This window comes from Leptospira kemamanensis, from assembly GCF_004769665.1.
Taxonomy (GTDB): Bacteria; Spirochaetota; Leptospiria; order Leptospirales; family Leptospiraceae; genus Leptospira_A; species Leptospira_A kemamanensis.
Genome location: NZ_RQGG01000013.1, coordinates 13,320 through 39,446 on the forward strand (window position 1 = coordinate 13,320; position 26,127 = coordinate 39,446).

The window sequence follows — 26,127 nt, forward strand, 5'->3', positions numbered from 1 at the left end:
GAGTCTGTCTCCGTAGGAGCTAAACTCTCATGGTTTGCGTACTTTATTCAAGTAATATTTTGATTTGTAGGATTTCCCCGATTGGGTTTCTAAAAAAGGGAGAAAGAGGGGGTCTGTTTCTATTTTTTGGAACAGCTCTAAATCGATGAAGAGGGCTTGTTCGGCCCAGAGTTTTCCTTCATTTTCTCGTTTGGTAGCATAAGAGGCTCTTGCCAATTTATAATACACAATTGGTAAAAACATTTTTTCCCCACCAACCAATTGCGCTCGTTTCAAATTGGTATAGGAGTCTTCAAAATTACCCAAACTCAATTCACAAGACCCTCTATAATAAAACAGAAAAAACCGTGCATAGGGCATTAATCGTTTGTAATTGAGTTTTTCCATACTCGCTAAACAAGCTTTAGGTTCTTTGGCCATAAGGTAGGCATATGCTAAATTTAAGGAAATTTCAGGGCTAATTTCTCCATGTACCTTTCGATAAATTTCTGCTGTTTTTTTATAACTTTCTTTTGCGGATTGGAAATCATTTAAGACATATAAATAATAATAAGATTTGTATAGTAATACATCCAAAGAATCGGATTCACAAACCCGGTAGGAAAAAAACTCATCTAAGGTTTTGGTAAAGGAAGTAAATTCTTTTTCGTTGTATTCAATGTTTGCAATTTTTTTTAATAAGGAACATGTGCGAAGGGTTCCATTGGATACTTCCTTTTTGTATTCTAAAAGGGACTTTCGATAAAACTTTAATGCATCTTTCCATCGTTCTTCGGATTCGAATTTGATGGCTTCTCTTTCTTCTTTTTCGCCTACTCCTTCACAATAATTTTCTTTATTGTTTTCGTAATAACAAATTCTTTCTTTAAATCCATTTTCATTGGCGTCATATTCAATTCGTATCAGTTTACAATTTTGGAAATACCACCATTCATCGATTCCACCGAAATCATTTTTGTCTTTTGTGATTTCTTTTGGGCAACCTGAGTTTGTATAATAAGTAAAACTATCTTTTTTTCCGTTTTTGGTTTCATCTTCTTCGGTGAGATAAAGTTGTCCATTTTGGTTATAATGGTCATACCGAAATGGAAAAAATTCATTTTCATTTAAGAAAAAATGAATTTTCAAAAGGGCACTTCCATTTTTCCATCCTGAAAAACAGGTAAAACTAGGTTTGCCACTTAAAAAATTTTGAGATAAATCTCCATATAAATCGGTTAGGTGGGACCTAATGTCTTCTTTGAGTCTAGGATAAGGAAAATTAGTATGATACTTTGCAATGTATTTTTGGCAAAACCAAAATACTTCATGGTTTAAGGAATCTTTATAAATGGTAGCAGGGGCATTGGAATCAAAACCAAATCGAAATCGTTTCGGACTGAAATCATCCAATTCATATTTGTCTTTCGACTTTTGAATGGCCTCCCAATATTCCTCTAGAAGGGAACTTGCTTCCAGAGGAATTGTAAGTAAGAAAAATGTAAAAGTGAGAAAACGGAAAAAAATCAAGACTTACTTTTCAAATAGAGATCATAAAGAATAGGATTTTCATAAGGATTACCTACTTTACGAATGGAAAACAATTGTAAGAGAGGAGGACCATTTTCTAAGTAAAAAGCGCCATGTTCATTGTTATATCGTATAATGCCTGTATGTTGTGTGAGGTTTCCCCCTTTGGCAACAGTATGTTCAATGATATCTTCTTCATATAGTTCTTTGTCATATTTATCTTTTAGACCAGTGAAACTATTGACTATGAAATTATCTTCATTTGAAATAGGTTGGCCGAACTTTAAAAGTTTGCCATCTAAAGTTAAACTAAAACCTTTTTGCGAAAATTCTTTTTCTTGTTTGTCCCAAACTCGGAAACGAATTGTGAATGCCATAACTGGAACCAGTTTAAGTAAGTCAGAGTCCTTTCCAAGGAAAATTCAAAAAAAAATCAGTGGTCAATGTTGGAAATAGGGAAATTCTTTACCCCATGAAGGTGATTTCGGTTTCCAATATTAAAGGTGGGAGTGGAAAATCCACGACTGCTGCCCATTTAGCATGTGCCTTAGCTAGACGAGGAAAAACTTTGGTTGTGGATATGGATATGCAAGGGGATCTTACCGATTTTTCTTTGCCTGACATTGACCTAAATGCCTTAGATGAGGCAAATGTGATGAGTGTTTTACTCGGTATGAAAAAAATTTCTGACTGCATTCGGAAAACGAAACAGTTTGATGTTTTGCCTTCCACATTAAGCCTTGCCAAACTCACCAAATACAATCCTGATTCTACGAGTTTATGCCTTCAATTCAAACGGGCACTGGAGGAAATCCGGCAAAACTACCAATTTGTTGTGATCGATACACCAGGTTCTGCTAAACACGAACTCACCACCGCTATTTATAATTCGGAACTTGTGCTTGTTCCAGTCACTCCCAGTAAATGGACCATTCGGGCTGTGAATTTGCTTTTGGATGAAATATCACAAACGGAAACGATCTTTAGCCAAAAGAAAAAAATTGCCTTTGTTCCTTCCTGGTTTGGTACTTCCAAAAAACACAGAGAACTTTTGGAAAAATTAAAAGCCATTGAGGAGATTCCAACTTTAGGAGAGATTCCAAAATCGGAATCCATCAAAGTCAAAACGGAAAAACAGGAATCATTAAAAAAAGATACCAATGCTTGGTATGCCTTCGATCGATTGGCAGATGAAACCATCGCTCTCGTAGACCCAGAACATTCTATATCCAATCTACGTTTGTAGGATTTTGTTCGGAATTCTGGAATCTACCACCTATCGCACGTTTGGTGATCCACTTACAGTCCAATTTCGAATCAATTGGGATGTTTGCTCTGTGATTGGTGGACCTTTCTTTCGTTTGCAATTTCTTGGATGTGTTTGTCAAAACTTGGATGGTGTCTTAATATTTCTTGGAAGGCATCGCGGCTTAGCGTATAAACATCACAATAGGATCCAGCTTTGATGGTCGCTGTACGCAGGGAATCATCAATCAAACTCATCTCTCCGAAAAAAGAACCAGAATTCAGGGTGGCAAGGAGTTCCCCTGTTTTTTCTTTGATCACTTCCACATGACCTTTGGATAAAAAATACATATTATGAGGGACGTCACCTTCTCGAAAGATCATATCTCCTTTCATATAATACGCAGGTTTTAATTCTAATACCACTTCTCGTTTTAATTCTTCAGGGGCATGTTTGAAAAAAGGAACCACTGAAATCAAATGATTATGTAAAAACATCGATACATCTATTTTGATCCCAGAAGGAAGTTGGTCCCAGATTTCCGATTCATCAATTCCATGTTTGTTTTCCCATAAATTGACGTAGTAGGAACGGATCCGATTGGCAAGATGAGGTGGTATTTTTTTATATTTGATAAAGGAATTAATGGTATTTAATTTTTCTTGGAAGGTAACTCGAGATATATCCAAATTGGAGAGAAGGGTTGCGATATTACCAATCACATACCCATAAATTCCCACACCTAAGATCATCACACCCATGGTATAAATGGTTTGTTTGTTCGTGGTGGGAGTGATGTCTCCATAACCAATGGTGGTGAGTGTTGTGACTGACCAATACAAGGCTCGGATATAACGTGTGAACATGTCTTTGTCGGTAAGGAACTCTGGACTTAGGTGGATCCAACCACAAGCGACCCAATGGGCAAAAAGAGTGGTCCAATACACAAAGAAAATCAAACGGAAGGTCATCGGATTGATGACTTCCAATAACTTGAATCGATCTTCGGAATCGGCACCTAAGGCAAGCATCCGTAAGGATTTAAAAAGTTCAAAAACACGAACCGAACGCAAAAGTCGTAAGATCTTTAAACTATCGGTGACACCAAAATAGGCAAAGAAAAATCCACCGAATAAATCAAAGGGAAAGGCAGAAAGAAAATCGATGAGAAACCATGTTTTGAGATACGATTTGGCCACGATTTTGCGATTTTGGATGAGAAGTCTTTCTCTGATGATGGCCGTAAAGAAATTCAGGATGAGGTCGATTCCAAAGATGATTTGGATGAAGCGTTCCCATGCATTCACCCCTGAAGTCAATTTTTGATGGAAAACAAGTCGAAGCGGTACTTCAATTGCAAAATAGGTGATGCAGATAAATACAAATAGATCCCAGATTCGTTTGTATGTAGAATTAGGATGGATCATACTCTTAGTATCGACAACGACAGTTTTATATTTGCTTTCTTTCTCAGAAAAAAAATCCTGAAATGGAAAAGAGGTACTTATGTTCGGTGGAGCTGGTGGAAACAAGTTTGATATGCTCAAACAAATGAAAAAGATGCGTTCGCAAGTGAAAACGATGGAAAAAGAACTTGCTGGCTTAAATTTTGTAGGAATTTCAAAAAATAAACTTCTCTCCATCACTTTGGATGGAAAATTCCAAATGAAATCGATCCAGATTGAGGACGAACTTCTGGAAAAAAAGGATAAAAACCTTCTCGAACGTTCCATCCAAGAAGCTTATACCAAAGCTTTACAAGATGCACAAGCTGGGGCCGCAAAACAAATGCAAGCCATGGGTGGATTTCCAGGACTCGGGATGTAAATCGATTCGATTTTTCGTTTCAAATCTTTTGCAAAAAGAAAAAGCCTACAAATCATTTGTAGGCTTTTTTGTTTAGAGACAGAATTTTAAAAAATCCTGCCTCTCTCTCGTTTTAAGTTGGATTAACTTGCGGGAACGATTTCTACTTCCACACGACGGTTGGAACCATCTTTTGGATCAACGTTTTTAATAGGAGAAGAAGATCCAAGACCTTCCACAGTTCCAATTCGTTTTCCTTCGACTCCATTTTCAATGATGGCATCTTTTGCGGTGATCGCTCTATCCTTAGAAAGTCTGAGGTTTAAGTCTTCTGCTCCAGTGCGGTTTGCGTGTCCTGTGATATTGATTTTTGTTTCTGGGTAAGCAGCAAGAGCTTCCGCTAACTTATCAATGTTTTCTTTTCCTTTGCCTTTGAGGTCTGCTTTTCCGTCTTCAAACGCAATTCCACCGTCCATAGTTGCAGTAAGACCAACTGTCTCTCCACCTCTTTGGTTTTTTTCAAGAGTGATCCCTTGTTTTTTCATCTCTTCCGCCATGTTGTCATACATTGTGTTGAGATAAAAACCAGTTCCAAGTCCAGCTAAACAACCAGCACCAAGACCAATGATCTTACCTTTGTTTTGTGGCTTCTTTTTTTCCATAGCCAAAGATTCTTTGATTTGTCTTTGGAAATTATTCTTTTTGTCTTTTGTATCTTTTTTTCTTTGAGATTCGTCGTAAACGGCACCTAACGCAAGACCAACACCACATCCAATGGAAGTACTGAGAATGAGTCGTTTTGTGTTGTCGGAAAGGCCACAAGATATTGTGGTAAGTAGAGATAGGGATAAGAGTCCTGAGATGATTTGTTTCAAAGTAATTGTCCTCGCTAACATTTGAAATGTAGGTTTCGGACAAAGTTTAAAGAAATCCTCCCTGTTTGCAAGGAGGATTTCCATCTCTTAAAAAACCTTAGTATCTGTCCGTGAGGAGTTTTACTACGGATTCTGGTCTGAGATTTGCTTGGGCAAGCATGGCCACACCCGATTTGGTTAGGATTTGGTTTTTGGAATATTCCACCATTTCCGTTGCCATATCCGCATCTCTTACTTGGGATTCAGAAGAAACCATGTTCACATAGTTGTTACTCAGTGACTTTAAGGTTAAATCCAAACGGTTGTAGTAGGCGCCGAGATCAGACCGAAGTCGGTTGACCCGAGAGATAGCGTCATCCAAAACCTGAAGTGAGTCGGTTGCTTTGTTCGGAGTGGAAAGCGTGATTTTGTTTCCCGCTTGTTTCAGTTTTAAGGAAGAACTTGTCATCGTATTGATGTAGACTTCAATTTTTTCTGTTCCGTTAGCACCGACTTGTAAGGTCATTGGAGTTTTGGCTGCTCGTGAAAAGCGACCATCTAGTGGTTTGACTTTGTTAAACTCCGCAGATGTTCCGATACGTTCCACTTCTTCCACAAGTTGAGATACTTCTAATTGGACTAGTTTTCTGTCCTCATTGGAATAAATCCCGTTTGCCGATTGTACGGAAAGCTCGCGTAACCTCTGTAATATGGAGTTTACTTGGTCCAAAGATCCTTCTGTCACTTGCAGAAACGACATTCCATCCTGGGTATTTCGTTCTGCTTGGCCGAGGGCCCTGATTTGGGATCTAAGTTTTTCGGATACGGAGAACCCCAAGGAATCATCCCCTGGTCTGTTGATTCGCATACCCGTTGCTAGGTGTTCCATGGACTTGTCCATGTCACGACTGGTGTTTGTAAGTGCCCGTTTTGCAACGAGTGCACTGATGTTGTGATTGATAATCATTGTCACACCCTCCTGTGTGTCCATGACCCGCTTGTTTCCCTACAGGCGGAGAAAGAAAAAAATTCAGTTTCCAGAAATCCATTCCTTCGAGGAGAGAAGGGGGTTGCCTGCCCTTGGTTCTCCCGTGAATTTTTCCTTTCCAGATGATTCTACACCAAAAAACTAAGGACTGTAAAGAAAATTTAGGGTAAGAGGACTTAAGAATTTGAAAATCTATACCAAATTTGGCGATGGCGGACAAACCTATTTAGCATCTGGGAAAAAGGTACAAAAAACGGACAGAAGGGTGGATCTTTATGGAACCTGTGATGAATTGAATAGCACCATCGGCCTTGCACTCTCTCTCGGCAAAGACCAAACGATTGAAAAATCGTTTTTAGTCTATTTGCAAAACATCCAAAGTTTTCTGTTTGAAATTGGTTCCGAGCTCGCAGGTTATGTGCCAAAAGATGCGAAAGAGGGAACTGTGGTAAATACCGAAGATGTGTCTTCGATCGAACATGAGATTGACCGATTGATGGAGACCTTACCAGAAATTAAATATTTTATCTTACCTGGAGGAACCCAAATGGCAAGTGCTTTACATATGGCGCGTACTGTTTGTCGTCGTTTGGAGCGGGACCTACTTGTGTATGTCGAAGCAGGTGGTGAAATCCACAATGATCTCCGTATTTATTTGAATCGTTTGTCGGATTATTTGTTTGTTGCAGCTCGGTTTGTGAATTTTTCATTGGGGCATGAGGAAACCATTTGGCAGAGCCGAAGCAAATTCAAATAAATTCCCATCCAAAAGGAATTTCTGTTTTATTCCTCACTGAAATGTGGGAACGGCTCAGTTATTATGGAATGCGAGCCTTACTTGTTTTGTATTTGGTGCAGTCCCTTGGATTTTCTGATAAAGATGCCGGAATCATTTATGGATACTATACCAGTTTTGTTTATCTAACACCTGTGATTGGGGGTTATCTCACAGATCGTTATTTCAGTTATCGATTTGCGATTTTTTTGGGAGGTGTTCTGATGTTACTCGGCCATCTTTCCTTGGCAGTTCCTGGATTAGAATTTTTTTATTTAGGTCTCTTTCTCATTGCGATTGGAAATGGATTTTTTAAACCCAATATCTCCACTATCTTTGGTAGGTTGTATGTAGAAAAACCCAACCTTCGGGATAGTGGGTTTACTATTTTTTATATGGGTATTAATGTAGGTGGTCTACTTGGTCCCGTCATCGCTGGGAGTTTGGGTGAAAAAGTGGATTGGCATCTTGGCTTTTTTGCAGCGAGTGTCGGGATGGCGATTGGGATGATCGTATTTTATTTGGGAAGTCAGTCTTTACCAGACTCTGTTTGGCAAAAAGAAACAAAGGAAATTCCAAAACAAACAATTGAAACCTCACAAGGAAAGAGAGAAGATTTTAAGAACGACATGGCAAAGTTGATTCTCATCGGGTTATTATCCTTTTTTAGTATCTTCTTTTGGATGGCTTTCGAACAAATGGGCAGCTCTTTGAATTTATTTGCTCTTCGACATACAGACCGTGATTTTTTTGGATTGGAAATCCCCGCTTCCCTCTTACAGTCGTTAAATCCTTTGATGATCCTTGTGTTTGGACCTATGATTTCAGGTCTTTGGATAAGTCTTGCGAAATCCGATCAAAATCCGAATCCAATTTTGAAGTTTGTGATGAGTTTGTTTTTATTAGGCATTGGATTTTTGGTGATGGTGATTGCGGCCAACCAAGCGGAGACGGGTGTCTCCGTTTCTATTTTGTTTTTGGTATCTGTCTATTTTTGGAACACCCTCAGTGAATTGTGTTTATCTCCGGTAGGTTTGTCTTTTGTGAGTAAAATGGCACCTGTTCGATATGCATCACTTCTCATGGGAATTTGGTTTTTATCAACGGCCTTTGGGCATTATGCGGCCGGAATCCTATCTGGTTACCAAAACGAATGGGGAAGTATGGTGTTTTTTTACGGATTCTTTGTGTGTGTTTCTTGGTCTGCTGCGTTACTACTATATGGAATTTATCTCTGGAAACAAAAGACCATCCAAACTCTTCTGGAAGGGGACTAAAAACCCTATGCCATTAACCTTTTGTTTCTAAGACGAGAGTTTCAATCTCGTCAAACTTTTCTTCTCCGGCAAGTGTGATGACTTGTTCTGCAAGAAGTTTTGCTTTCCAAGTTGATATTTCGGATACTTTTTCTGCGACCTCTTTCATAAGAGGAAGAGCCGAACTCAAATCTCGAATCCCAAGACCAATGAGAACCGCAGTAAACATGGGATCACTTCCTATTTCCCCACAGATACTAATGGGTTTTTTCTGAGAGTTTGCCACTTCCACAATGTTTTTTAAAAGTAATAAAAAGACCACTTGCCATGGATTGTATAAGTCTCCCACCAAATGGTTGTTACGCTCAACGGCGAGTAAGTATTGTAGTAAGTCATTGGTTCCAATGCTATAAAAATCTACATGGTTTCCGAGAAAGGGTAGGTTTAGGGCACAGGCAGGTGTTTCCACCATGATTCCTAACGGAATTTTTTTGGTAATGACAAGGCCTTGCGATTTTAACTCTTCCAAACATTCTGCCATCAACGCTTTTGATTGTAAAATTTCAGATCGTGTTGTGATCATAGGCAACATGATTCGCATGGTTCCATATTCACTCGCACGGAGAAGTGCTCGGAGTTGTTCTTTAAAAAAATGGGGATGCCTGAGTAAGTAACGAATCCCTCTGTTTCCGAGAAATGGATTTTCTTCTTCGTATCCATTTTCCATTTTATCAGCACCGATGTCCCAAACACGGAACGTGACAGGACGACCCACCATTTTTAGTAAAATCCGTTTGTAAACGGCGAACTGTTCTTCTTCCGTTGGTTTGAATTCCACATAACGAATGAATAGAATTTCTGTCCGTACAAGTCCAATCCCGTCAGCACCTTGGAGAAAGGCTGTGTCGACTTCTTCTTCCGAATCAATATTAGCGCGGAGGGTGAACTTTTTTCCGTCTTTGGTTTTGAGTTCCTTCGGTCCATCACTGATTTCTCGGATGGGAATGGTGGTTTTGATTTCACTTTTGATCCCAGCGAGTTTGATTTCATCGATTCCTGGGGAACGATTCAGGATCCCTTTTGTGGCATCGAGTAAGATATAATCATCATCTTTTACGTGTGAGGTGATGTTTTTTAATCCCACAATGGTGGGGATCCCATAATTCCTGGCAATAATGGCAGTATGTCCCGTTTTCCCCCCGAAGTCTGTGGCAATGCCTCGGAGTTTGGACTTACCCAATTGGATCATCTCGGAAGGGGTGATCTCTTTTGCGATGAGGATGACATCTTCAGGGATAATGGTGGGTTCTGCCCCTTTTTCCGGATATAAGTTTGATTCAATGCGTTTGCCTATGTCTAGGATGTGGTCGGCACGTTCTCGAAAATATTCATCTGGAATGGATTGGAATTCATCATATAAGGAACTGACAGCTGTTTCTAACGCAAGTCCCGCCGATTCATTGTTTTGTGCGATTCGTTCAAAAACTCGGGCACGAAAGAGGGGGTCATTTAAAAAGACAATTTGGGATTCTAGGATTTCGGAGAGTTCCCTGTTTTGTTTGGATTTTTGAACAAGATCGGCTAAGTCGTCTTCTGTTTTTTGGAGTCCTTTTTTGAGGAGTTCAACTTCTTCTTTGATCTCTTCAGGGCTAAGGTCAGTACGGTCTTCTCGTTTCCGTTTGGTTTGTTTCCAACGAAAGACCTTTCCATACACTGTTCCTGGGTAGGCAGAGATGCCCTTAAATGTGGTTTTTTCTTCCATCCGAACCTTTGCCAAAAATACTTTTGGTTTGGCCTAGTTTGGAAAGTAAAAAACCGTACGAATTACCGTGTGGCTTCTTTTTTAGAAAAAAGTGGGATCCGTTTGCTTTTGTATTGAGTGAGTTCGTTTCCTGTGACTTGGCTCATAATGCATTTGGCAAGTGAGATATCCAAGGCATGACCCGCTTTGGAGGCAATTAAGTGGCCTCGAAACGGACGACCCATGACAGCAAGGTCTCCCACAAGGTCAAGGATCTTATGACGAACACATTCATTGTCATAACGCAGATGGTCATTCAAATACCCATCATCTGTGAGAACCACTGCATTGTCGAGTGACCCACCCATGGCAAGGCCTCGTGCTTGGAGGGCTTCCACATCTTTTAAGAACCCGAAAGTCCGAGCAGGAAGGATGTCGGTTCCCAAAATGGATTCGTCAAGTGTTGTGGTGTAAGACTGACCCCGGAGAAGTGGGTGGTTAAAATCGATGCTATAAGTGACTTTTAATTCCTCGGAAGGGAGCATTACCAGGTATTTGTCCCCGTCTACAACCCAAATTGGGTTTGTGATGGTAATTGGTTCTACTGTTTCGTCTAGAACCCGAATTCCTGCAGAACGAATTCCTTCCCAAAATGGGAGGGAAGATCCATCCATAATCGGGACTTCCACTGAATCAATTTCAAAAATACAATCGGTAATGCCTAGGGTATGAACTGCGGCGAGTAAATGTTCGATGGTTTGCACTCGGTTTGAGCTACCATCGCCAATCGTTGTGGCATTACTTGTGTCCACAACATGGTCAAGGGAGACCGGAATTCGGATTTTTTGGATGCCTTTGTAGAGATAAAAAATAAGACCTGTATTTGCCTCAGCTGGATGGAGGCGAAGTGTAACCACTTTCCCAGAATGTACGCCGATTCCCTTCAATGTGACAGAGTTTTGGATCGTTTTTCGATGGATCAACGTTTGCATAATCAATTCCTACTTACAGATTTGTAGGAATCCGGTCTCGGACAATTCCAAAACCGATCGGTGAAGTCAAAAAAATGTCTCTTTTTTACAACAGTGTGGTGGAATTGTGACGGCCAGAGTTTGGGGCAAATCCGACTAGTTTTCGCTACAAATTAGGCCGTATTCTCCGTGTTAGTCCCTAAAAAGCACTGAGGGCAGAGCGAATGAAGCTGGTAACAGGGGCTTGTTCTCTTGTGTCTTCCAAACCTTCTCGGAGTTCTTTCAAAACCACTTGGGCATCCCCGAGAGTGGTATTCACTGATTTATGTACGTCGTTCTCGTTAATCAGTTTGCCGAGAGTGCCTTGGCCCTCATTGATTTTCCCTGTGATGCCTGCGATGTTTTGCACCGTTTTTCGGATATCGGATCTGTTTTCAGCAATGAGTTCGGAAAGGGAAACCAGTGGGTCTTGGGTCACTTTTCCTTGGATGGGGAGGAGTTTTCCCGAACGCGGTGAGATTTCAATCTGGCTCATGGGAGTTTCCGTCATCAGGTATTCTTTTGTTTTGGGATCGACTGGAAACTTGGAGCCGGGATCAAGGGAGACCACGCGGCCCGATAATAAACTTTCGTTTTTGATCGTAATTTCGTAATTGGAGAAAAGTTGGACTTTGCCTTTGAGGAGTAAGGTGAGCTCCACTTTTGTTCCGATCCCAGTTTCCCCTTCTGGCAATAAATTTCCCATCTCATCAATTTGCACCAAACGGATTTTGGAAACATACCCAAACGGAACACCATGGATGGTGACCTTGTTTCCAATTTTAATCCCTTCTGCATCTGGGAAATACACTGGCAATTTGTAACCCGATTTTTGAAAGGGTCCACCTTCCGTAACAATGGTGAAATAACCAACTGCTACCAGTGAGAAGACAAATAAAAGTCCAACGATGAGAGCGCGACCTATGGTAGGCATTCCCTAAAATTCTCCTTGGGTTGTGAACAAAGTCAATTGGATTTTCCTTTTTTTAATTCAGAGTGGTCGAGGATCATCGGACCCACCGTATTTCCATGAATGAACTGTTGAATGACTGGATCCTTCGAAGATTGGATTTCTTCTGGTGTCCCGCAGAACTGCACTTTGCCTTCATACAAAAAACTAATGCGATCCGCAATTCGATAGGCTGAGTTCATGTCATGGGTGACCACAATGGATGTAAGACCGAGTTCTTTTTGTAATCGAATGACCAGGTCATTGATGACGTTTGACATTACAGGATCAAGGCCCGAGGTAGGTTCGTCATACATCACAATTTTGGGTCTGGAAGTGAGGGCACGGGCAAGGCCCACACGTTTTTTCATCCCTCCCGAGATATTGCTGGGAAGAGTGTCTTTGGCGGGAACTAAGTCTAACCACTGTAATTTTTCCATCACAATCCGATCGAGTTCTGCACCTGAGGCAATTTTATGTTCTCGTAAAGGAAGAGCCACATTCTCATACACGGTGAGCCAATTGATGAGGGCACCCGATTGGAAAAGAACTCCCAACTTGGATCGTAGTTCTTCGCGTTTCTTTTCATTCGCGTGGACTATGGATTCTCCAAAGATAAAACAATCTCCTTCATCGGGTTCAAGTAGTCCCGTGATGTGTTTGAGACTTACCGATTTTCCTGTTCCTGAAGGACCAAGGATGACCATGGTTTCTCCCTGTTTCACTTGTAAGTTCATACCACGTAAGATCTTACGTTTGCCGAAGGCTTTGTGAACCTGTTTCATTTCAATGGCAAATGGTTCCATACTGTCCTTTATTTATAGAAGAGTGCTGTGAGCACATAACCAGAAAAGATGACCATGAGAAAGGAAGTCACAACCGCTTTTCTTGTGGTTTGGCCCACACCGATCGCACCCCCTTCCGTTCTAAGACCCTGGCTACAAGATATGGTCGCAATCGACAATCCAAACACATACCCTTTTAGGAGTCCCACATACAAATCTTTGAGCCCTGGAACAGAAGAGATTCGGTAGTAAACATCTTGGAAATAACTAATGATATCAATTCCCAATTGGAAGTGACCCACAATTCCACCACCTAAGATTCCGAGAGCTGCTGAATACACACATAAAACCGGTACCATCAGTGAAAAACCAACAATCCGTGGCATCACGAGATACCGCACAGGACTAATCGACATCACTTCCAAGGCATCAATTTCTTCGGATACCTTCATCGTTCCAATCTCTGCCGCCATGGCCGATCCAACGGAGGCCGCAAGGATCAGTGAGGTCATAAAAGGAGACATCTCTCTTGTGAGTGTGATGGTAAGGAGGAGTCCAATTTGGCCTTCCGCACCAAAGTCACGTAAACCTAGGCCTGTGTTCAGTCCAAGGATCATCCCCGTGAAAACTGATACAATGGAAACGACAAATAAGGAACCAACACCAGCGATGAACATCTGTTCTAAGATCTCACGGCGTTTGAAATACAGATGGTGGGATTGTCCAATGGCTCTGAATAGCAGTAACACAGTATACCCAATGGCATATAGGAAGGGTTCGATGGTTTTACGATAGAATCGGATCATATTTCCCACCAAAAGAATTTGTATTTGTTTGTTTCTTCTCTTGTGTCAATACCAAGAAGGCCATAGGCGAAATCATAACGAAAACCTGACTTTGATTTTGAATATTCCATGAGGAGGGGAATATGGATATGAGTTTCTTCCTCTGTCCATCTGTGAGTATAAAGTCTTGTGATTAGGTGCAATCGTTTTTCTCCATTCGAAGACCTTTTGTATTCTACGAGGGAAAATATCGGTTCCCAAACATCTTCCATCACTTCAAATCGAACCGGAATGATGGCAAGAGTATTCCAACCAAAATTACCTTCAGGATCTTTGTGGTAACGAAAAAGTGGCCAAAGTTTCCAATAATAGTCTTCTCTTCCAGTTTGGACATACTCATTTTTCATATGAGAATAAAAGGGCAAAATAAAATGTGAGGTAGATTTTAAATGAGAAGTATTTTGCGACAAACGGATATAAAACGGTGTGATGAATTCTGCTTCTTTGTTAGCAAAATAAGAATATCCATAGAGAGGAAAAAATACAAGTTTTTCCGTATCTTTTTTGGTTGAGGTTGTGTATTGGAATAATATAAAAAGTGCTGTGTAATTGCTTTGGCCTGTTTTTTTATCATACCCATAAGAAAATAGGGAATTGATGAGTGGAAACCAAAGATAAGCTCGGCTTTTCATATTGCCATCAAGTGAATCTTTGCGATTGTAAAAAGGAAAATAGATTGTGTAAGAAGTAGGTTCCTTTTTATCCAAACGTTCTTCACCCCATTGGAAAAAAGGCCAAAGGACCGAATAACGCCTGTACTTTCCTTCATGTTCCTTCTTGGAATAAAAAGGGAACACTCGAATATCATCTCTTGTTTCGGAACCTCCCCACATCACAAACGGCCATAAAACCGATTTTGCTTTGTAGGTTTTGTATTTCCATTCTGAATACATCGGAAATAAAACATAATTTAATTCTTGGTAGGAAAGTTTGTTTCGTATTGTTCCATAGAGAGGAAAGACACTATAATAGTTTTCTCTTTGTGATTCTCCTTTGCCCCATAAAAAGAGTGGGGTGAGAAGGATGTCTTCGTCTTCATCTCCTTCTTCATGTTTGAAACCCGTTCCACTGAAAAAAAAGAGAGAAGACCAGGTATACCAGTAATTGGTTTCTTCTTTGTAATAAATGGGAGAAAGATAACTGCGAAATCGAAACGCGTATGTGCGATCCGTAAAACTCATATAAAAAGGACGAACAGCTAAAAAGTTTTGGCGACCACGGGATTCTGCTTCATACAAAAACCAAAATTGGGAATACTTGGATTTCGTATCTTCTGTAAATGAATTGGGAATTTTTGCGTGGATTGAGAAAGAAAGAAAGAGGAGAGAAAAAACAATTCCGAATTGAATTTTAAAGCGGGAATCCACGTAATTTCAATATCGTTCACTTTCACGAAAAGGAATCAAGTGATTTCATGTCCAAAACCAAAATAGCTTTGTTTTTCGGTGGAGTTTCCGGAGAACATATCATTTCCATTCGTTCTTCTTCTTTTATTTTTGCTACGATTGATAAGGAAAAATACGACGTTTGTCCCATCTACATTGATCTCAATGGAAAGTTTTGGATTCCCACCATCCCAAATCCGATTTATCCTGATCCAACGGGGAAAACGGAAATCGAATTTTCACAAGAATTTAATTTAAGGAACCATATCCTATCCGCAAGTGCACCAGGAATGATCGGCGAACTCGGATTTTCCTCCGTCTTTTTAGGATTACACGGTGGTGCTGGAGAAGATGGAAGGATCCAAGGATTTTTAGATACCTTAGGTATTCCTCACACGGGTTCCGGGGTTTTAGCATCTGCTCTTGCTATGGATAAATTTAGAGCCAATTTGTTATTCCAAACCACAGGGATTCCCGTTGCACCTTTTTTAGAGTTGGAACGAGGTAAATCAGATGCCAGAAAAACTCTTCTAAACCTACCATTTTCTTATCCTGTGTTCATTAAACCAACATTAGGTGGTTCAAGTGTCAATACGGGAATGGCAAAAACAGCGGAAGAGGCGATGACCCTTGTTGATAAAATCTTTGTCTCCGAAGACCGAGTTCTTGTACAAAAATTAATTTCTGGTACAGAAGTTTCGATTGGTGTCCTCGAAAAACCAGAAGGGAAAAAACGAAAGGCCTTTTCTCTGGTGCCAACAGAGATCAGACCCAAGTCTGAGTTTTTTGATTTCGAAGCCAAATACACAAAAGGTGCGAGTGAAGAGATCACTCCTGCCCCGGTCGGAGACCAAATCACAAAGACTCTACAGGAATACAGTTTGTTATGCCATGAGATTTTAGGTTGTAAGGGATATTCACGAACTGACTTTATCATCTCGGATGGAGTGCCTTTTGTTCTCGAAACCAATACACTTCCTGGGATGACAGGAACAAGTCTGATCCCCCAACAAGCAAATGCCCTTGGGATCAGTATGAAAGATGTGTTTACGTGGTTACTTGAGATTTCTCTTTCTTAGGAAAGAGATACATTCCCACGAGTATGGCAACAAGACTTGCGATTGTTCCATAGAAGTGGCTTGTCATATCATCTCCGTAAATTTCTAAATACAACCAAGTTCCAATTCCTGCAAATAACGAAAATAAGGCGGACCTTTCGTCTGCCCGTTTGCTGAGTAATCCAAACACCATAGGAATAAATAATGTCACAAGGGAAATTCCACCTGAATCTTCCACAAGCGCATAAATAGAAGGTTTTCCCACTGCAAGTAAAAACGAAATGCTTGCAATGATGAGAACGGAGATTCGGGAAAGAAGCAGTAATTTTTGATCCGTTACATTTTTAAATGCGTATTTTAGAATATTCTCTGATAGGATTGAGGATGGGGCAAGGATGGCACCAGATGCAGTGGATAGGATAGCCGAAATGAGTGCCGAAAAAAATAAAACCTGAATCCATGGACTTGAAAACTTGGATATCATGGTGGGAATTAAAAGTTGGCCCGTTTCTCCATTTAAATCAAAGTCTGGGAGTAAACTTTTAGCATGTAGTCCTAAAAACAAAGGAATCATGGCAAATAACAAGTATAAGATGCTAGACAAATAAGATGCACGAATGGCTACTTTTTCCGATTTTGCTGACATCACTCTTTGGAAAATATCTTGTTGGGGCAAAGATCCCAATCCTACCACCATCCAAGCGGAAAGATAAAGGGTCCAAGCATGGTAATTGGATTCGGGGAAAAAAGAAAAAAATCCTTCTGGTTTTTCTGTGATGGAAGACCAAATGGGTTTTACACCATTCAGTTCAATGATCACAACCACTAGTCCAACGATGATGGAAATAGACTGGAAAAAATCAGTTAACGATACCGACCACATTCCACCTAAGTAGGTATAAAACACAACAAGACAGGCACCAATCACAATCGCTGTAAATTGATTGATTCCAAAAAGAATCTGCACCATGATCCCAAATGCTACAAACTGTGCAGCAACCCATCCGAAGTAGGAGAAAATTAGACAAATCCCTGCAATGAACTCCATCTTTTTACCATAACGGTTTTTGTAAAAATCACCAAAGGTAAGAATTTGCATGCGATATAAATACTTCGCAAATACCAATCCGAGTAAAAACAAACAGAGGGCACCGCCAAACGGATCTTGGATGACTGATAAAAATCCACCTTTGGCAAATTCCACAGAAGATCCTAGGATGGTTTCACTGCCAAACCAGGTGGCAAACAAGGCTGCAGTGGAGATGGGGAGTGGTAAACTTCTCCCTGCTAAAATAAAGTCTTTTGAATTTTTAACCTTTTTTGCCGCATACACTCCAATGGCAATGGTGATGAGTAGGTAGGAAAGAATGAAGATGGATTGAAAATTCATTCTTTAAAATAAATCTTCTTCCGTTTGTTTCGAAGGTGTTTCTTCCTTCTTTTTTTTCACTGTGGATTTTACCACTTCGCCGTTTGGAGCTTTTGTTAAAAATTCAATTTTGGCTTCTGCATCGACAAGTCGTTCTGAGCAGATTTTTTTGAGTTCCATTCCCCGTTCATAGGCTTTGATGGAATCTTCTAAGGATAAAGTGCCTCGTTCTAATTTTTCGGCAATGTCTTCCAGTTCACGGATTGCTTCTTCGAAACTAATTGATTTTTTTTCTACCATCGTCTGATCCTACTGTTTTTCTTTCACTTCTACTTGGAGTTTTCCATCGAATAAAAATACTTCTAAATTCTCTTTTTCCTTAATTTGATGAATGGAAGAGATGACTTCTTTTTTTGCATTTCGTAAAACCGAATATCCACGTTTCAATGTTCCCAATGGTGAAAAGTGATCTAATCGTTGTTCTGCGAGTTTAAATTTGTTATGAATTCTTTCTAAATACGATTTCCAATTTGATGCCAAGGTATCAATTTTTTGAAACTCACTTTGTTTTTTGACAAGGTAGTTTTTTCCAAGTAAGGAGATTTTAGTCATCAATTCATCAAAATGATTTTGTCTTGGTTCCAAAATGGATTTGGGATTTTGAAGTACAACACGAGTTGTGACCCCCGTCCATTTCTCTTTTCCAATGCGAATGACACCGGTTAAAGCAGAACGCAATCGATCTTCCATTTCATCCAATCGGATTAGGGTATCCGATACATTCGGAATTGCTAATTTTGCAGCAGCAGTGGGAGTCGGAGTTGTGGCATCGGCAGCCAAATCTGTAAGGACTCGGTCAATTTCATGCCCAACAGCAGAGATGATGGGAATTCGAGACTGGTAGTAGGCCATGACCACCGATTCTTGGTTAAATGCCATTAAATCTTCAAACGAACCACCCCCGCGACCCGCAATGATCACATCTACTTCCCATTTCGGATCGTTGATCTCTTTGATCGCTTCGATGATGGAGTTTTCGGCTCCGTCCCCTTGCACAAGACAGGGAGAAACTAAAATTTGAATGGCAGGATTTAGGTCAGTGGCGATTCGAATGATATCTTCCACGGCGGCCCCTTTTGGGGATGTGACAATGCCCAAACGTTTCGGAAATTTAGGTAACGGGCGTTTGTGGGTGACATCAAAAATTCCTTTATCAGCAAGGGCTTTTTTTAATTTTTCAATTTTGAGAAGGATGTCACCTTCACCCAGTTCTTCGATCTTTTGTACTGTGAGACTATAATACCCGCCTGGTTCGTAAACGGAAACGGAACCATAAACAAGAATTTCCATTCCATTGCGCAAGGGAGTGCCTTTGTAATTTTTAGCTTGGAAGGAAAAAAATGCACATTTGATCACACTGGATGTATCTTTTAAAGAAAAATACATGTGACCAGAGCTATTGGTTTGGCTAAAATTGGAGATTTCTCCTCGCACCCAAAAGTTTTTGAACTCCGGTGAATCTTGGAGTTTCGCTTTGATACGGCGATTGACTTCGCTTACTGTGAGAGAAGAATCAACTGTTTCCATTTACGTTGTTTGAAATCGTGTTTCTCGGAAAATTTTCCAAAAATCCCAAAGGATGATGACTAAGGTTAAAGCCATCGGGCCAATGATGATCCCTGCGACACCAAACTCTTGTAATCCGCCAATCAGAGAAAGGAAAATTAAAAATGGATGGGTTTTCAGTTTTTTGTCTAAGATTTTAGGTTTCACAAAATTTTCTAAGATTAAGTAACTGGCTCCCCCAGCGATCATAAAGAGCACACTTCCTGTCCAGTTTTCTTGTACAAGTCCCATGTAGAGGCCAATGGGTAACCAGACAACCGAAGTTCCTACAACGGGAATTAGGGAAAAGATCGTCGCAATGCTAGAAAGTAAAAACTTATTGGAAACAGAAGTGAAGAGTAACAAAACATAAATGAAAGTACCTTGGAGTAAGGAAATGAATAAATTTCCCATCATCACCGTTCGAATTGCTTCTTCAATTCTACGCCCAAGTCTTTCTTCAATTTCAGTTGGGAAGGGTAATAATAAAAACAAAGCGTGTTCCATTCTACTTCCTTCTTTGTAGAGAAAAAAGAGAAGGATAAAGGTAAAAAAACCATTGAAGATAATGGCTCCTGGCACTTCAAAGGAACCAATCAAAAATCCTGACGAATTCTTTAACAAACTATAGATGGAATCTAGGTTTAAGATATCCATATGTTGGCCCACATACTCCCGGTACAAAATGGGAAGTTTGATCCAAAAGAATTCATTTTCCGTAAAAAAATCCGTTAAGATTGGACTATTGAGTAATAAAGAAACGATGGATTCTTCTGTGAGTTGGTTTCTTACATAACTCACCAAATTTAATGATTCACGGATGAGGGTTGATACAATTAAGTAAGACGGGATAAATACACAAGCCAACATCAAAATCACCATGATGTAAGGTGAAAGTCCGTGAAATTTGACACCTAATAGATTTTTTAATCGTTTGTGAAGTTTACGCGTAGTGAGATAAAACAACAAAGATAAAAAACTGGCCCATAAAAATGGTTTAAAAACAAAAAACAGGGTAAAACAAGTCGCAAGAAAGAAACCTGCTAACAGGATGTAGACGATTGTTTCGTTTTTATTTTTGATCCAATTCATTTTTAGTAACTAGAATGTTTTTTGAAGTAAAACCGCATTTGGTTTGTTTTGCCATGATTCGTAAGCGAAATGGAAAGGGATTTTTTAATATAACCTTCTAATAAATAAAAGACTTCAGAGTCTTTTGTGTTTTTCTCAATGAGTTTCCAATCCCCTTGGCTTGCTCGTAAATCAATTCTCTTTTGGATTTGTTCTAAGGTTTCTTCTGTTTCTAAAAGTAAAAAGGCTTCTTTGGTATGGATATGGCTCGTTTTGAATTCACTTGCTTGGATGAATTTGGCAGATTCCGGAAAAAAAGACTGAGGAAAGGCTGGTGGAGCATTTGTCGGAAATTGGCTTACAATCACGGGATCAAAACGATAGATTTCGGAAATAGGGCTCGGTTGGCATTGCCAAAAAAGAAGGGATAAAACCAGGGAAAATCGAAGCATTAGGGAAAGCAAATGTCCTGGTAGGGATTCCTTCCATTCATTTTTTAAATTCTTAGTTGCCTATCAGGAGAAAGGTATATCCTATCCCCTGTGCTAGATTCCATTCCGTTTGAAACGATTTTGAATCGAATTTTAGAATTACCTCCACTGGTTCTCTGGGGATTTTTCTGTTTTTCCAATTTTTTAGAGAATGTTTTTCCCCCTTGGCCTGGAGATACTGTCACCGTTTTTTCAGGATTCATCTCTTCCAGTCAAGATTCTCCGATTTCATTTTTCTCTGTGGTTTTGGCAACGTACGTCGGCAATTTACTCGGTGCACTCACGATGTACTATTTTGGAGAACGATTTTTACTCTTTTTGAAACAAACCAAAATCCCTTTTTTGTCGGCCTTATACCACGAAGAGAACTTACGAAAAACCTTGGTATGGTTTCGGAAGTTTGAAATCATTGTGGTTCTTGTGTCTCGGTTTTCTGCAGGGATTCGTTTTTTTGTATCGATCGTGGCCGGGATGTCCAAAATGAACATCATTAAATTTGTTGTTCTTTATTCCATTGCCATTTCGCTTTGGTGTGGAATCCTTTTATTTGCAGGTTCTTTTGTTGGATCTAACTGGAACCAAATCATTGTTATACTATCTTACTACAATCAAACCATCGGAATCATCCTTTTATTCATTTTTATTTATCTTCTTTACCAAACTTTCAAGAAACGAAATACGAAGTTGACATGATTTAAATTTCTGTTAGGGTTTTCATCCATGGAATCTTGGGGAAAGATAGCGTTTGATTTTTATACTTTTGGATCTTTAGTAGGAGTGATTTTCACTTTTTACAATGCACAATTATTCTTAACAGTGAAGGAAAAGTCGGAAGCCACCTATAATTTAGGAATGGCGACCTTATGGCTTGGCCTTTTTCATTTTGGGTATCTCATCAATTTTTCATTTATGGGACCTGCTTCTGCTTATATGAGATGGTTTGTGATCATAGGGGCAATGGCAGGGTCGGTGTATTTAACTGGATTTTTTCTAAGTTACCCAGAAGTTTATTTTCCTCGTTTGAAAAAAACAATCTTTCGGATCTTAAGTGCCGTAGTGGTATTGGTGACTGGTTATTTTGTTACCATCAGTTTAACAGCAGGTCGTTTGTTTTTTTTCAGTGGTCATTATTGGGATTTTCCACTTCCCGTATTTTATAAAGCATATGCCATTATCGTTTTAGTATTTTTTGTAGCGTTTACAGTTGTCGCCATCCTTCAGTTATTCAAAATTCCCAAGGAATCACGTTTCACCATCATCAGCATTCTCATTTCTTTTGTTTTGATAACGATGATTCCTGGATTTCTAAATGTTTTATCCCGAGATGGGGCCATTGGAAGAGGTTTGTACCAAACCATTACCGATTTGATTTTGGTAGTTGGGTTATTTGTGGCCAATGTGGTTTATATCAATAACACAAAAGACAAAACAACCATCATCTCAAGAATCATTGGAATCTCTTTGGCTTCTTTTTTACTGATCTTACAACTCGTTGCTTATTCTGTAATCCAACAAACAGAATCTAACTACGATATGGTGCACACGGCCAGAGCCAAAAACTATATTGCAGGACTCGAAACAGACCAAATCCCAAGTTTCCATTATTCTTATGATACCAAGGAAAGACGTTTCACTCATCACTTAGGAAAAGAAGAAACAAAAATCGAACCAAAGGCTTATGTTGCCGAATATTGGAATGTTTGGGCTCTTGAAATGATTCTTTCGTTTGAAAAAGATTCCCGTTGGAAAGATAATACCTCTAGTTTATTACTAGAATTGCCGGAAACAAGTCGTGGTTATGCGAAAGAGTTACAGAGATTGATTGCCGATCCCAATGTAAAGAGTCCTAAGGACTTAATTTTTGCCATTGAATCAGAAAAAAGAAAGATTTTATACACTCGTAACAAACTGAGAGAAATCCCCGTTTCTGGTTTTCAAGAAAAAGCGATGGGTCTTGTGAAAAAGGAAGAAGGTGCATTGTCTGGATTTTATGCAGAAGCACGAAATGTTTTGAATTCGAGTGTATCGGAAGAAGAAAAATGGGAAACCTTGGACCAAATGTTTTCCCCAATGCCGAATCACGGGGAAAGAAATTACAGGGGCCAAGTGAAGTTTGATACCCACCTTCCTAACTATTCTTTTTTTGTGAGTTATCTCATTGTCGACAAAAAAGATGGGATTGTTCATGAGGTGGGATATCCGTATGTCGATTATCGCAGCTTCCAACATGAAGTCACTTTGCCTTGGATCATTGGACTTGTTGCCCTCGGGATTTTAGTGATTTTTGGGTATCGGTTATTTTTTCTCATCGCACTCATAAGGCCTATTGAACAAATCATTGAAGGTTTAACCGAAGTCAATTCGGGAAATTTAGAACATCGCCTGACAGTTCATGTGGAAGATGACATTGGGTTTATGGCAAGATCGTTTAACCGAATGGTGCGTTCTATCCAAGCTGCCCGAAAAAAATTGCAACAATATGCAGAACAACTGGAAGAAAAAGTACAAGAACGTACCAAAGAATTAGAAAATACACTCAAAGAAGTGCAATCCTTAAAACACCAACAAGATGGAGATTATTTTTTAACTTCCTTGTTATTGCAGCCATTTAACGTCAACCATGCGATGCATGAAAACGTAAGGGTTGATTTTTTATTAGAACAAAAGAAGAAGTTTACGTTTAAACAATACGAAAAAGAGATTGGTGGGGATTTGAATATCGCCAACCAAATTGTTCTGAACCAAAGGTCTTATACTGTCTTTCTCAATGCAGATGCAATGGGAAAATCGATGCAAGGAGCAGGTGGAGCTCTGGTACTTGGTTCGGTGTTTGAGTCCATCATCACAAGAACACAACTACTCAGTGAAGCAAGAAACACTTATCCCGAACGTTGGATCAAAAATACCTTTTTAGAACTTCATAAAATTTTTGAAGGTTTTGATGGTTCGATGTTAGTTTCCCTTGTACTTGGAGTCATTGATAACGAAACAGGATTACTTTATTTTATCAATGCAGAACACCCTTGGATTGTATTGTACCGGGATGGGATTGCTAGTTTTATCGAAAATGAACTCATGTTTCGTAAACTCGGGACTTCTGGTGTGCAAGGAAATTTGTACATCAAAACCTTCCAATTAGAAGCAGGAGACATTTTGATTGCAGGTTCCGATGGTCGTGACGACCTTCTCATTTCTCATACGGAAGAAGGAAAACGAGTCATCAATGAAGACGAACGTTTATTTCTAAAGATGGTAGAAGCCGGAAAAGGGGAACTGGATTTAATTTACGACGAGATGGCTAAGTTTGGGGCCTTAACAGACGACTTATCTTTGTTACGTGTATCTTTTATCGAAGAAAAAGAACGATACAAAATCGAAAAAGACAAACTAAGAGAAATCCAATCCCTACTTGCAAAAGCAAAAGAGGCGAGTGATTCTTCCGATTTACAAGAAGCGGTTACCTATTTGGAGAAAGCACATTCCTTAGAGGAAAACATTCCTGAAATCAAAAAGAAATTCATCCAATTGTATTTGAAACTGAAGGACTACGGAAAGGCAAAAAAAATGGCAAAGGACTATAGCATCCTTAGGCCAATGGATACGGAAATCATGTACATCACTGCGTTTTGTGCAAGGAAAGTGGCTGATATCAAAACCGCGATTGATTTTGGAGAACGAGTGCGATTAAGGGATCCGAATCATGTCAAAAACCTGATCAATTTGGGACAAACCTATTTGGCTGACAAAAATTATGCACGTGCTGAAAATATTTTGAGTTCCGCTTTGGAATTGGATCCTGAAAATCCAAGTTTGGTTCGCCTGATTGAGCACATTCGGAAAAAACAAATCAAACAAGAGGAATCTCGATAGAGTCTAAGTTTGTGAGTGGATGTTAACATCAAGATAGAGATTTCTCATAGTTTCTTAGATTTGAATCGGGAGGAGTGGAATCGACTGGTTCCATCTGATTCTCTATTTCAAGAATATGAATTTTTGGCGGGACTTGAGGAAACAGGATGCATCGCCAAATCCGATTGGTTTCCCGTTATCGTTTTGGCAAAACAAGCAGGAATCCTCGTGGGAGCTCTTCCTGCTTATTTACGAAAAGATTCCTATGGGGAATATATCTTTGATTTCCAATGGGCCAATGCCTTTCACAGAGCAGGGATTCCTTATTATCCCAAACTCACAGTAGCAGTTCCCTTTACCCCTGTCACTGGATCTCGTTTTTTATTGGATCCCAATTTTTCACAGTCCGAAAAACAGGAATTAGGCGAAAAGTTGCGTTCTTCTTTAAAAGAATATGGAAGAAAGGAAAATGTATCTTCCATCCATATCCTTTTTTGTAAAGAGGAAGAACAAAGTTTAAGTGAATCGAGTGGATTTGCACCAAGGTTGTCTCATCAATACCACTGGTTCAACAGGGGTTTTCAGAGTTTTGAAGAATTTCTTTTTACGTTAGTGAAAGAGAGACGTAAGTCGATTCGCAGTGAACGAAAAAAAATAAACGAATTAGGACTCCAGATCCAAACCTTGACTGGGGATTCCATTCACAAAGGACACGCGGATTTTTTTTATGAGTTTTACCAGGACACTCATAGTAAAAAATGGGGTCAGGCCTATCTCAATCGAACGTTTTTCCACAAAATGGTGGAGGACTTCCGTCACCGATTACTTCTTGTACTCGCATCAAAGCCAAATGGCGATCCAATTGGAGGAAGTTGGAATCTCTACCGAGATGGTTTTTTATTTGGTCGGTATTGGGGAGCTCTGGAATACATACCCAATTTACATTTTGAATGTTGTTATTACCGATTGATCGATTTTGCAATTGAACATAAAATGGAAAGAGTGGAGGCAGGTGCCCAAGGGGAACATAAATTCCTACGAGGGTATGAAACGGTACCAATGTATAGCGCACATCATATCTATCATGAACAAGGTAGGAGTGCCATCGAATCCTATTTAGAAAAAGAGATCCAAATGGAAAGAGACAATATCGCCGCCTACAACTCACACTCTCCCATCAAATCTCTACGGGAGGGCTAATGTCAGAAACCAAACGAAAGTCTTATACTGATTTTAATGTGGAACTTTTAGAAAAGGAAAAACAAAAAAAACAAGTTAAGAAACCAAATCGCTATCAGGTCATTCTCATCAACGATGATTACACACCACAAGAGTTTGTTGTGTATGTTTTGGCCATCGTATTTAGGAAATCGATGGAGGAATCTCGTCAAATCATGTGGAAAGCTCACACGGAAGGTTCTGCTGTTTGTGGAGTGTATTCTTTAGATATAGCAAGGACCAAGGTGGAAGATGTACATCGGTTAGCTGATGATGCTGGACACCCGTTACAATGCCAATTGGCAAAGGAGGAATGA

25 protein-coding genes are annotated in these 26,127 nt (G+C 39.7%); 9 read left to right on the plus strand and 16 right to left on the minus strand.

Annotated features, from left to right (window positions below):
* Positions 1 to 27: 27 nt before the first annotated feature.
* Positions 28 to 1,509, minus strand: coding sequence for a tetratricopeptide repeat protein (locus EHQ59_RS04750; RefSeq protein WP_135618010.1), 1,482 nt, complete (start codon positions 1,507 to 1,509; stop codon positions 28 to 30).
* Positions 1,506 to 1,886 (minus strand): YopX family protein, encoded by a 381-nt coding sequence (locus EHQ59_RS04755; RefSeq protein ID WP_135618011.1) that lies wholly within the window; start codon positions 1,884 to 1,886, stop codon positions 1,506 to 1,508. Before EHQ59_RS04755 ends, EHQ59_RS04750 begins: the two co-directional genes overlap by 4 nt.
* 95 nt (positions 1,887 to 1,981) lie before the next feature.
* Between EHQ59_RS04755 and EHQ59_RS04760 the strand changes: the two genes are divergently transcribed.
* Positions 1,982 to 2,755, plus strand: coding sequence for a ParA family protein (locus EHQ59_RS04760; RefSeq protein WP_135618012.1), 774 nt, complete (start codon positions 1,982 to 1,984; stop codon positions 2,753 to 2,755).
* Between the two features lie 71 nt (positions 2,756 to 2,826).
* On the opposite strand, the gene EHQ59_RS04765 is transcribed toward EHQ59_RS04760, so the two are convergent.
* Positions 2,827 to 4,182 (minus strand): ion transporter, encoded by a 1,356-nt coding sequence (locus tag EHQ59_RS04765; RefSeq protein WP_135618013.1) that lies wholly within the window; start codon positions 4,180 to 4,182, stop codon positions 2,827 to 2,829.
* A gap of 79 nt (positions 4,183 to 4,261) precedes the next feature.
* On the opposite strand from EHQ59_RS04765, the gene EHQ59_RS04770 reads away from it, so the two are divergent.
* On the plus strand, positions 4,262 to 4,582 hold the full coding sequence (locus tag EHQ59_RS04770; RefSeq protein ID WP_135618014.1) for a YbaB/EbfC family nucleoid-associated protein: 321 nt from the start codon (positions 4,262 to 4,264) through the stop codon (positions 4,580 to 4,582).
* A gap of 122 nt (positions 4,583 to 4,704) precedes the next feature.
* Here EHQ59_RS04770 and EHQ59_RS04775 read toward each other — a convergent pair whose 3' ends face one another.
* Both EHQ59_RS04775 and EHQ59_RS04780 read right to left on the minus strand, forming a co-directional pair.
* Positions 4,705 to 5,436 carry an OmpA family protein gene (locus EHQ59_RS04775; protein ID WP_135618015.1) on the minus strand — a complete coding sequence of 244 codons (732 nt, stop codon included), beginning with the start codon at positions 5,434 to 5,436 and terminating at the stop codon, positions 4,705 to 4,707.
* A gap of 97 nt (positions 5,437 to 5,533) precedes the next feature.
* Positions 5,534 to 6,382, minus strand: a complete 849-nt coding sequence (locus EHQ59_RS04780; protein WP_135618467.1) for a flagellin N-terminal helical domain-containing protein — start codon at positions 6,380 to 6,382, stop codon at positions 5,534 to 5,536.
* 205 nt (positions 6,383 to 6,587) lie between these two features.
* Between EHQ59_RS04780 and EHQ59_RS04785 the strand changes: the two genes are divergently transcribed.
* On the plus strand, positions 6,588 to 7,160 hold the full coding sequence (locus EHQ59_RS04785; protein WP_135618016.1) for a cob(I)yrinic acid a,c-diamide adenosyltransferase: 573 nt from the start codon (positions 6,588 to 6,590) through the stop codon (positions 7,158 to 7,160).
* A 41-nt stretch (positions 7,161 to 7,201) separates the two neighbouring features.
* Positions 7,202 to 8,455 (plus strand): peptide MFS transporter, encoded by a 1,254-nt coding sequence (locus tag EHQ59_RS04790; protein ID WP_425270123.1) that lies wholly within the window; start codon positions 7,202 to 7,204, stop codon positions 8,453 to 8,455.
* 13 nt (positions 8,456 to 8,468) lie between these two features.
* Here EHQ59_RS04790 and ptsP read toward each other — a convergent pair whose 3' ends face one another.
* From ptsP to EHQ59_RS04820, 6 genes are all read right to left on the minus strand, one after another.
* Positions 8,469 to 10,196, minus strand: coding sequence for a phosphoenolpyruvate--protein phosphotransferase (gene ptsP, locus EHQ59_RS04795; protein ID WP_135618018.1), 1,728 nt, complete (start codon positions 10,194 to 10,196; stop codon positions 8,469 to 8,471).
* A 62-nt stretch (positions 10,197 to 10,258) separates the two neighbouring features.
* Positions 10,259 to 11,167, minus strand: coding sequence for a UDP-3-O-acyl-N-acetylglucosamine deacetylase (gene lpxC / locus EHQ59_RS04800; protein ID WP_135618019.1), 909 nt, complete (start codon positions 11,165 to 11,167; stop codon positions 10,259 to 10,261).
* Positions 11,168 to 11,345: 178 nt separating this feature from the next.
* The gene (gene mce, locus EHQ59_RS04805; RefSeq protein ID WP_135618020.1) at positions 11,346 to 12,119 is read right to left on the minus strand and encodes a mammalian cell entry protein Mce; all 774 of its coding nucleotides are present in this window, start codon (positions 12,117 to 12,119) and stop codon (positions 11,346 to 11,348) included.
* Between the two features lie 32 nt (positions 12,120 to 12,151).
* Positions 12,152 to 12,940, minus strand: coding sequence for an ABC transporter ATP-binding protein (locus tag EHQ59_RS04810; RefSeq protein ID WP_135618021.1), 789 nt, complete (start codon positions 12,938 to 12,940; stop codon positions 12,152 to 12,154).
* Positions 12,941 to 12,948: 8 nt separating this feature from the next.
* The gene (locus EHQ59_RS04815) at positions 12,949 to 13,725 is read right to left on the minus strand and encodes an MlaE family ABC transporter permease (protein WP_135618022.1); all 777 of its coding nucleotides are present in this window, start codon (positions 13,723 to 13,725) and stop codon (positions 12,949 to 12,951) included.
* Positions 13,722 to 15,131 (minus strand): hypothetical protein, encoded by a 1,410-nt coding sequence (locus EHQ59_RS04820; protein ID WP_135618023.1) that lies wholly within the window; start codon positions 15,129 to 15,131, stop codon positions 13,722 to 13,724. The genes EHQ59_RS04815 and EHQ59_RS04820 overlap by 4 nt, the downstream gene beginning before the upstream one ends.
* Before the next feature lie 47 nt (positions 15,132 to 15,178).
* Between EHQ59_RS04820 and EHQ59_RS04825 the strand changes: the two genes are divergently transcribed.
* Positions 15,179 to 16,228 (plus strand): D-alanine--D-alanine ligase, encoded by a 1,050-nt coding sequence (locus EHQ59_RS04825; protein ID WP_135618024.1) that lies wholly within the window; start codon positions 15,179 to 15,181, stop codon positions 16,226 to 16,228.
* On the opposite strand, the gene EHQ59_RS04830 is transcribed toward EHQ59_RS04825, so the two are convergent.
* The 5 genes from EHQ59_RS04830 to EHQ59_RS04850 are packed head-to-tail and all read right to left on the minus strand — an operon-like array spanning position 16,197 to position 20,704.
* A complete protein-coding gene (locus tag EHQ59_RS04830; protein ID WP_135618025.1) occupies positions 16,197 to 17,597 on the minus strand; it encodes a high affinity choline transporter 1 in 1,401 nt (466 codons plus the stop codon). The two genes, EHQ59_RS04825 and EHQ59_RS04830, sit on opposite strands and share 32 nt — an antisense overlap.
* A gap of 3 nt (positions 17,598 to 17,600) precedes the next feature.
* Complete coding sequence (locus tag EHQ59_RS04835) at positions 17,601 to 17,876, minus strand: exodeoxyribonuclease VII small subunit (protein ID WP_135618026.1); 276 nt, start codon at positions 17,874 to 17,876, stop codon at positions 17,601 to 17,603.
* A 9-nt stretch (positions 17,877 to 17,885) separates the two neighbouring features.
* Positions 17,886 to 19,163 carry an exodeoxyribonuclease VII large subunit gene (gene xseA, locus EHQ59_RS04840; RefSeq protein ID WP_135618027.1) on the minus strand — a complete coding sequence of 426 codons (1,278 nt, stop codon included), beginning with the start codon at positions 19,161 to 19,163 and terminating at the stop codon, positions 17,886 to 17,888.
* Positions 19,164 to 20,273, minus strand: coding sequence for an AI-2E family transporter (locus EHQ59_RS04845; RefSeq protein WP_135618028.1), 1,110 nt, complete (start codon positions 20,271 to 20,273; stop codon positions 19,164 to 19,166).
* A 2-nt stretch (positions 20,274 to 20,275) separates the two neighbouring features.
* Positions 20,276 to 20,704, minus strand: coding sequence for a hypothetical protein (locus EHQ59_RS04850; protein WP_135618029.1), 429 nt, complete (start codon positions 20,702 to 20,704; stop codon positions 20,276 to 20,278).
* Between the two features lie 90 nt (positions 20,705 to 20,794).
* Here EHQ59_RS04850 and EHQ59_RS04855 point away from each other — a divergent pair, with 90 nt between their 5' ends.
* The 4 genes from EHQ59_RS04855 to clpS are packed head-to-tail and all read left to right on the plus strand — an operon-like array spanning position 20,795 to position 26,127.
* Entirely contained in the window at positions 20,795 to 21,436 is a 642-nt protein-coding gene (locus EHQ59_RS04855; RefSeq protein ID WP_135618030.1) for a DedA family protein, read from the plus strand.
* Positions 21,437 to 21,463: 27 nt separating this feature from the next.
* Complete coding sequence (locus tag EHQ59_RS04860) at positions 21,464 to 24,613, plus strand: SpoIIE family protein phosphatase (protein ID WP_135618031.1); 3,150 nt, start codon at positions 21,464 to 21,466, stop codon at positions 24,611 to 24,613.
* 15 nt (positions 24,614 to 24,628) lie between these two features.
* Positions 24,629 to 25,792 carry a GNAT family N-acetyltransferase gene (locus EHQ59_RS04865; RefSeq protein ID WP_135618032.1) on the plus strand — a complete coding sequence of 388 codons (1,164 nt, stop codon included), beginning with the start codon at positions 24,629 to 24,631 and terminating at the stop codon, positions 25,790 to 25,792.
* Positions 25,792 to 26,127, plus strand: a complete 336-nt coding sequence (gene clpS, locus EHQ59_RS04870) for an ATP-dependent Clp protease adapter ClpS (protein ID WP_135618033.1) — start codon at positions 25,792 to 25,794, stop codon at positions 26,125 to 26,127. The genes EHQ59_RS04865 and clpS overlap by 1 nt, the downstream gene beginning before the upstream one ends.

Excerpts from the sequence above, each read along its gene's own strand:
- EHQ59_RS04755 (WP_135618011.1), bottom strand. The coding sequence starts at position 1,886 with ATGGCATTCACAATTCGTTTCCGAGTTTGGGACAAACAAGAAAAAGAA.
- EHQ59_RS04760 (WP_135618012.1), top strand. The coding sequence starts at position 1,982 with ATGAAGGTGATTTCGGTTTCCAATATTAAAGGTGGGAGTGGAAAATCC.
- EHQ59_RS04765 (WP_135618013.1), bottom strand. The coding sequence starts at position 4,182 with ATGATCCATCCTAATTCTACATACAAACGAATCTGGGATCTATTTGTA.
- EHQ59_RS04770 (WP_135618014.1), top strand. The coding sequence starts at position 4,262 with ATGTTCGGTGGAGCTGGTGGAAACAAGTTTGATATGCTCAAACAAATG.
- EHQ59_RS04780 (WP_135618467.1), bottom strand. The coding sequence starts at position 6,382 with ATGATTATCAATCACAACATCAGTGCACTCGTTGCAAAACGGGCACTT.
- EHQ59_RS04790 (WP_425270123.1), top strand. The coding sequence starts at position 7,202 with ATGTGGGAACGGCTCAGTTATTATGGAATGCGAGCCTTACTTGTTTTG.
- ptsP (WP_135618018.1), bottom strand. The coding sequence starts at position 10,196 with ATGGAAGAAAAAACCACATTTAAGGGCATCTCTGCCTACCCAGGAACA.
- lpxC (WP_135618019.1), bottom strand. The coding sequence starts at position 11,167 with ATGCAAACGTTGATCCATCGAAAAACGATCCAAAACTCTGTCACATTG.
- mce (WP_135618020.1), bottom strand. The coding sequence starts at position 12,119 with ATGCCTACCATAGGTCGCGCTCTCATCGTTGGACTTTTATTTGTCTTC.
- EHQ59_RS04810 (WP_135618021.1), bottom strand. The coding sequence starts at position 12,940 with ATGGAACCATTTGCCATTGAAATGAAACAGGTTCACAAAGCCTTCGGC.
- EHQ59_RS04815 (WP_135618022.1), bottom strand. The coding sequence starts at position 13,725 with ATGATCCGATTCTATCGTAAAACCATCGAACCCTTCCTATATGCCATT.
- EHQ59_RS04825 (WP_135618024.1), top strand. The coding sequence starts at position 15,179 with ATGTCCAAAACCAAAATAGCTTTGTTTTTCGGTGGAGTTTCCGGAGAA.
- EHQ59_RS04830 (WP_135618025.1), bottom strand. The coding sequence starts at position 17,597 with ATGAATTTTCAATCCATCTTCATTCTTTCCTACCTACTCATCACCATT.
- EHQ59_RS04835 (WP_135618026.1), bottom strand. The coding sequence starts at position 17,876 with ATGGTAGAAAAAAAATCAATTAGTTTCGAAGAAGCAATCCGTGAACTG.
- xseA (WP_135618027.1), bottom strand. The coding sequence starts at position 19,163 with ATGGAAACAGTTGATTCTTCTCTCACAGTAAGCGAAGTCAATCGCCGT.
- EHQ59_RS04845 (WP_135618028.1), bottom strand. The coding sequence starts at position 20,273 with ATGAATTGGATCAAAAATAAAAACGAAACAATCGTCTACATCCTGTTA.
- EHQ59_RS04850 (WP_135618029.1), bottom strand. The coding sequence starts at position 20,704 with ATGCTTCGATTTTCCCTGGTTTTATCCCTTCTTTTTTGGCAATGCCAA.
- EHQ59_RS04860 (WP_135618031.1), top strand. The coding sequence starts at position 21,464 with ATGGAATCTTGGGGAAAGATAGCGTTTGATTTTTATACTTTTGGATCT.
- clpS (WP_135618033.1), top strand. The coding sequence starts at position 25,792 with ATGTCAGAAACCAAACGAAAGTCTTATACTGATTTTAATGTGGAACTT.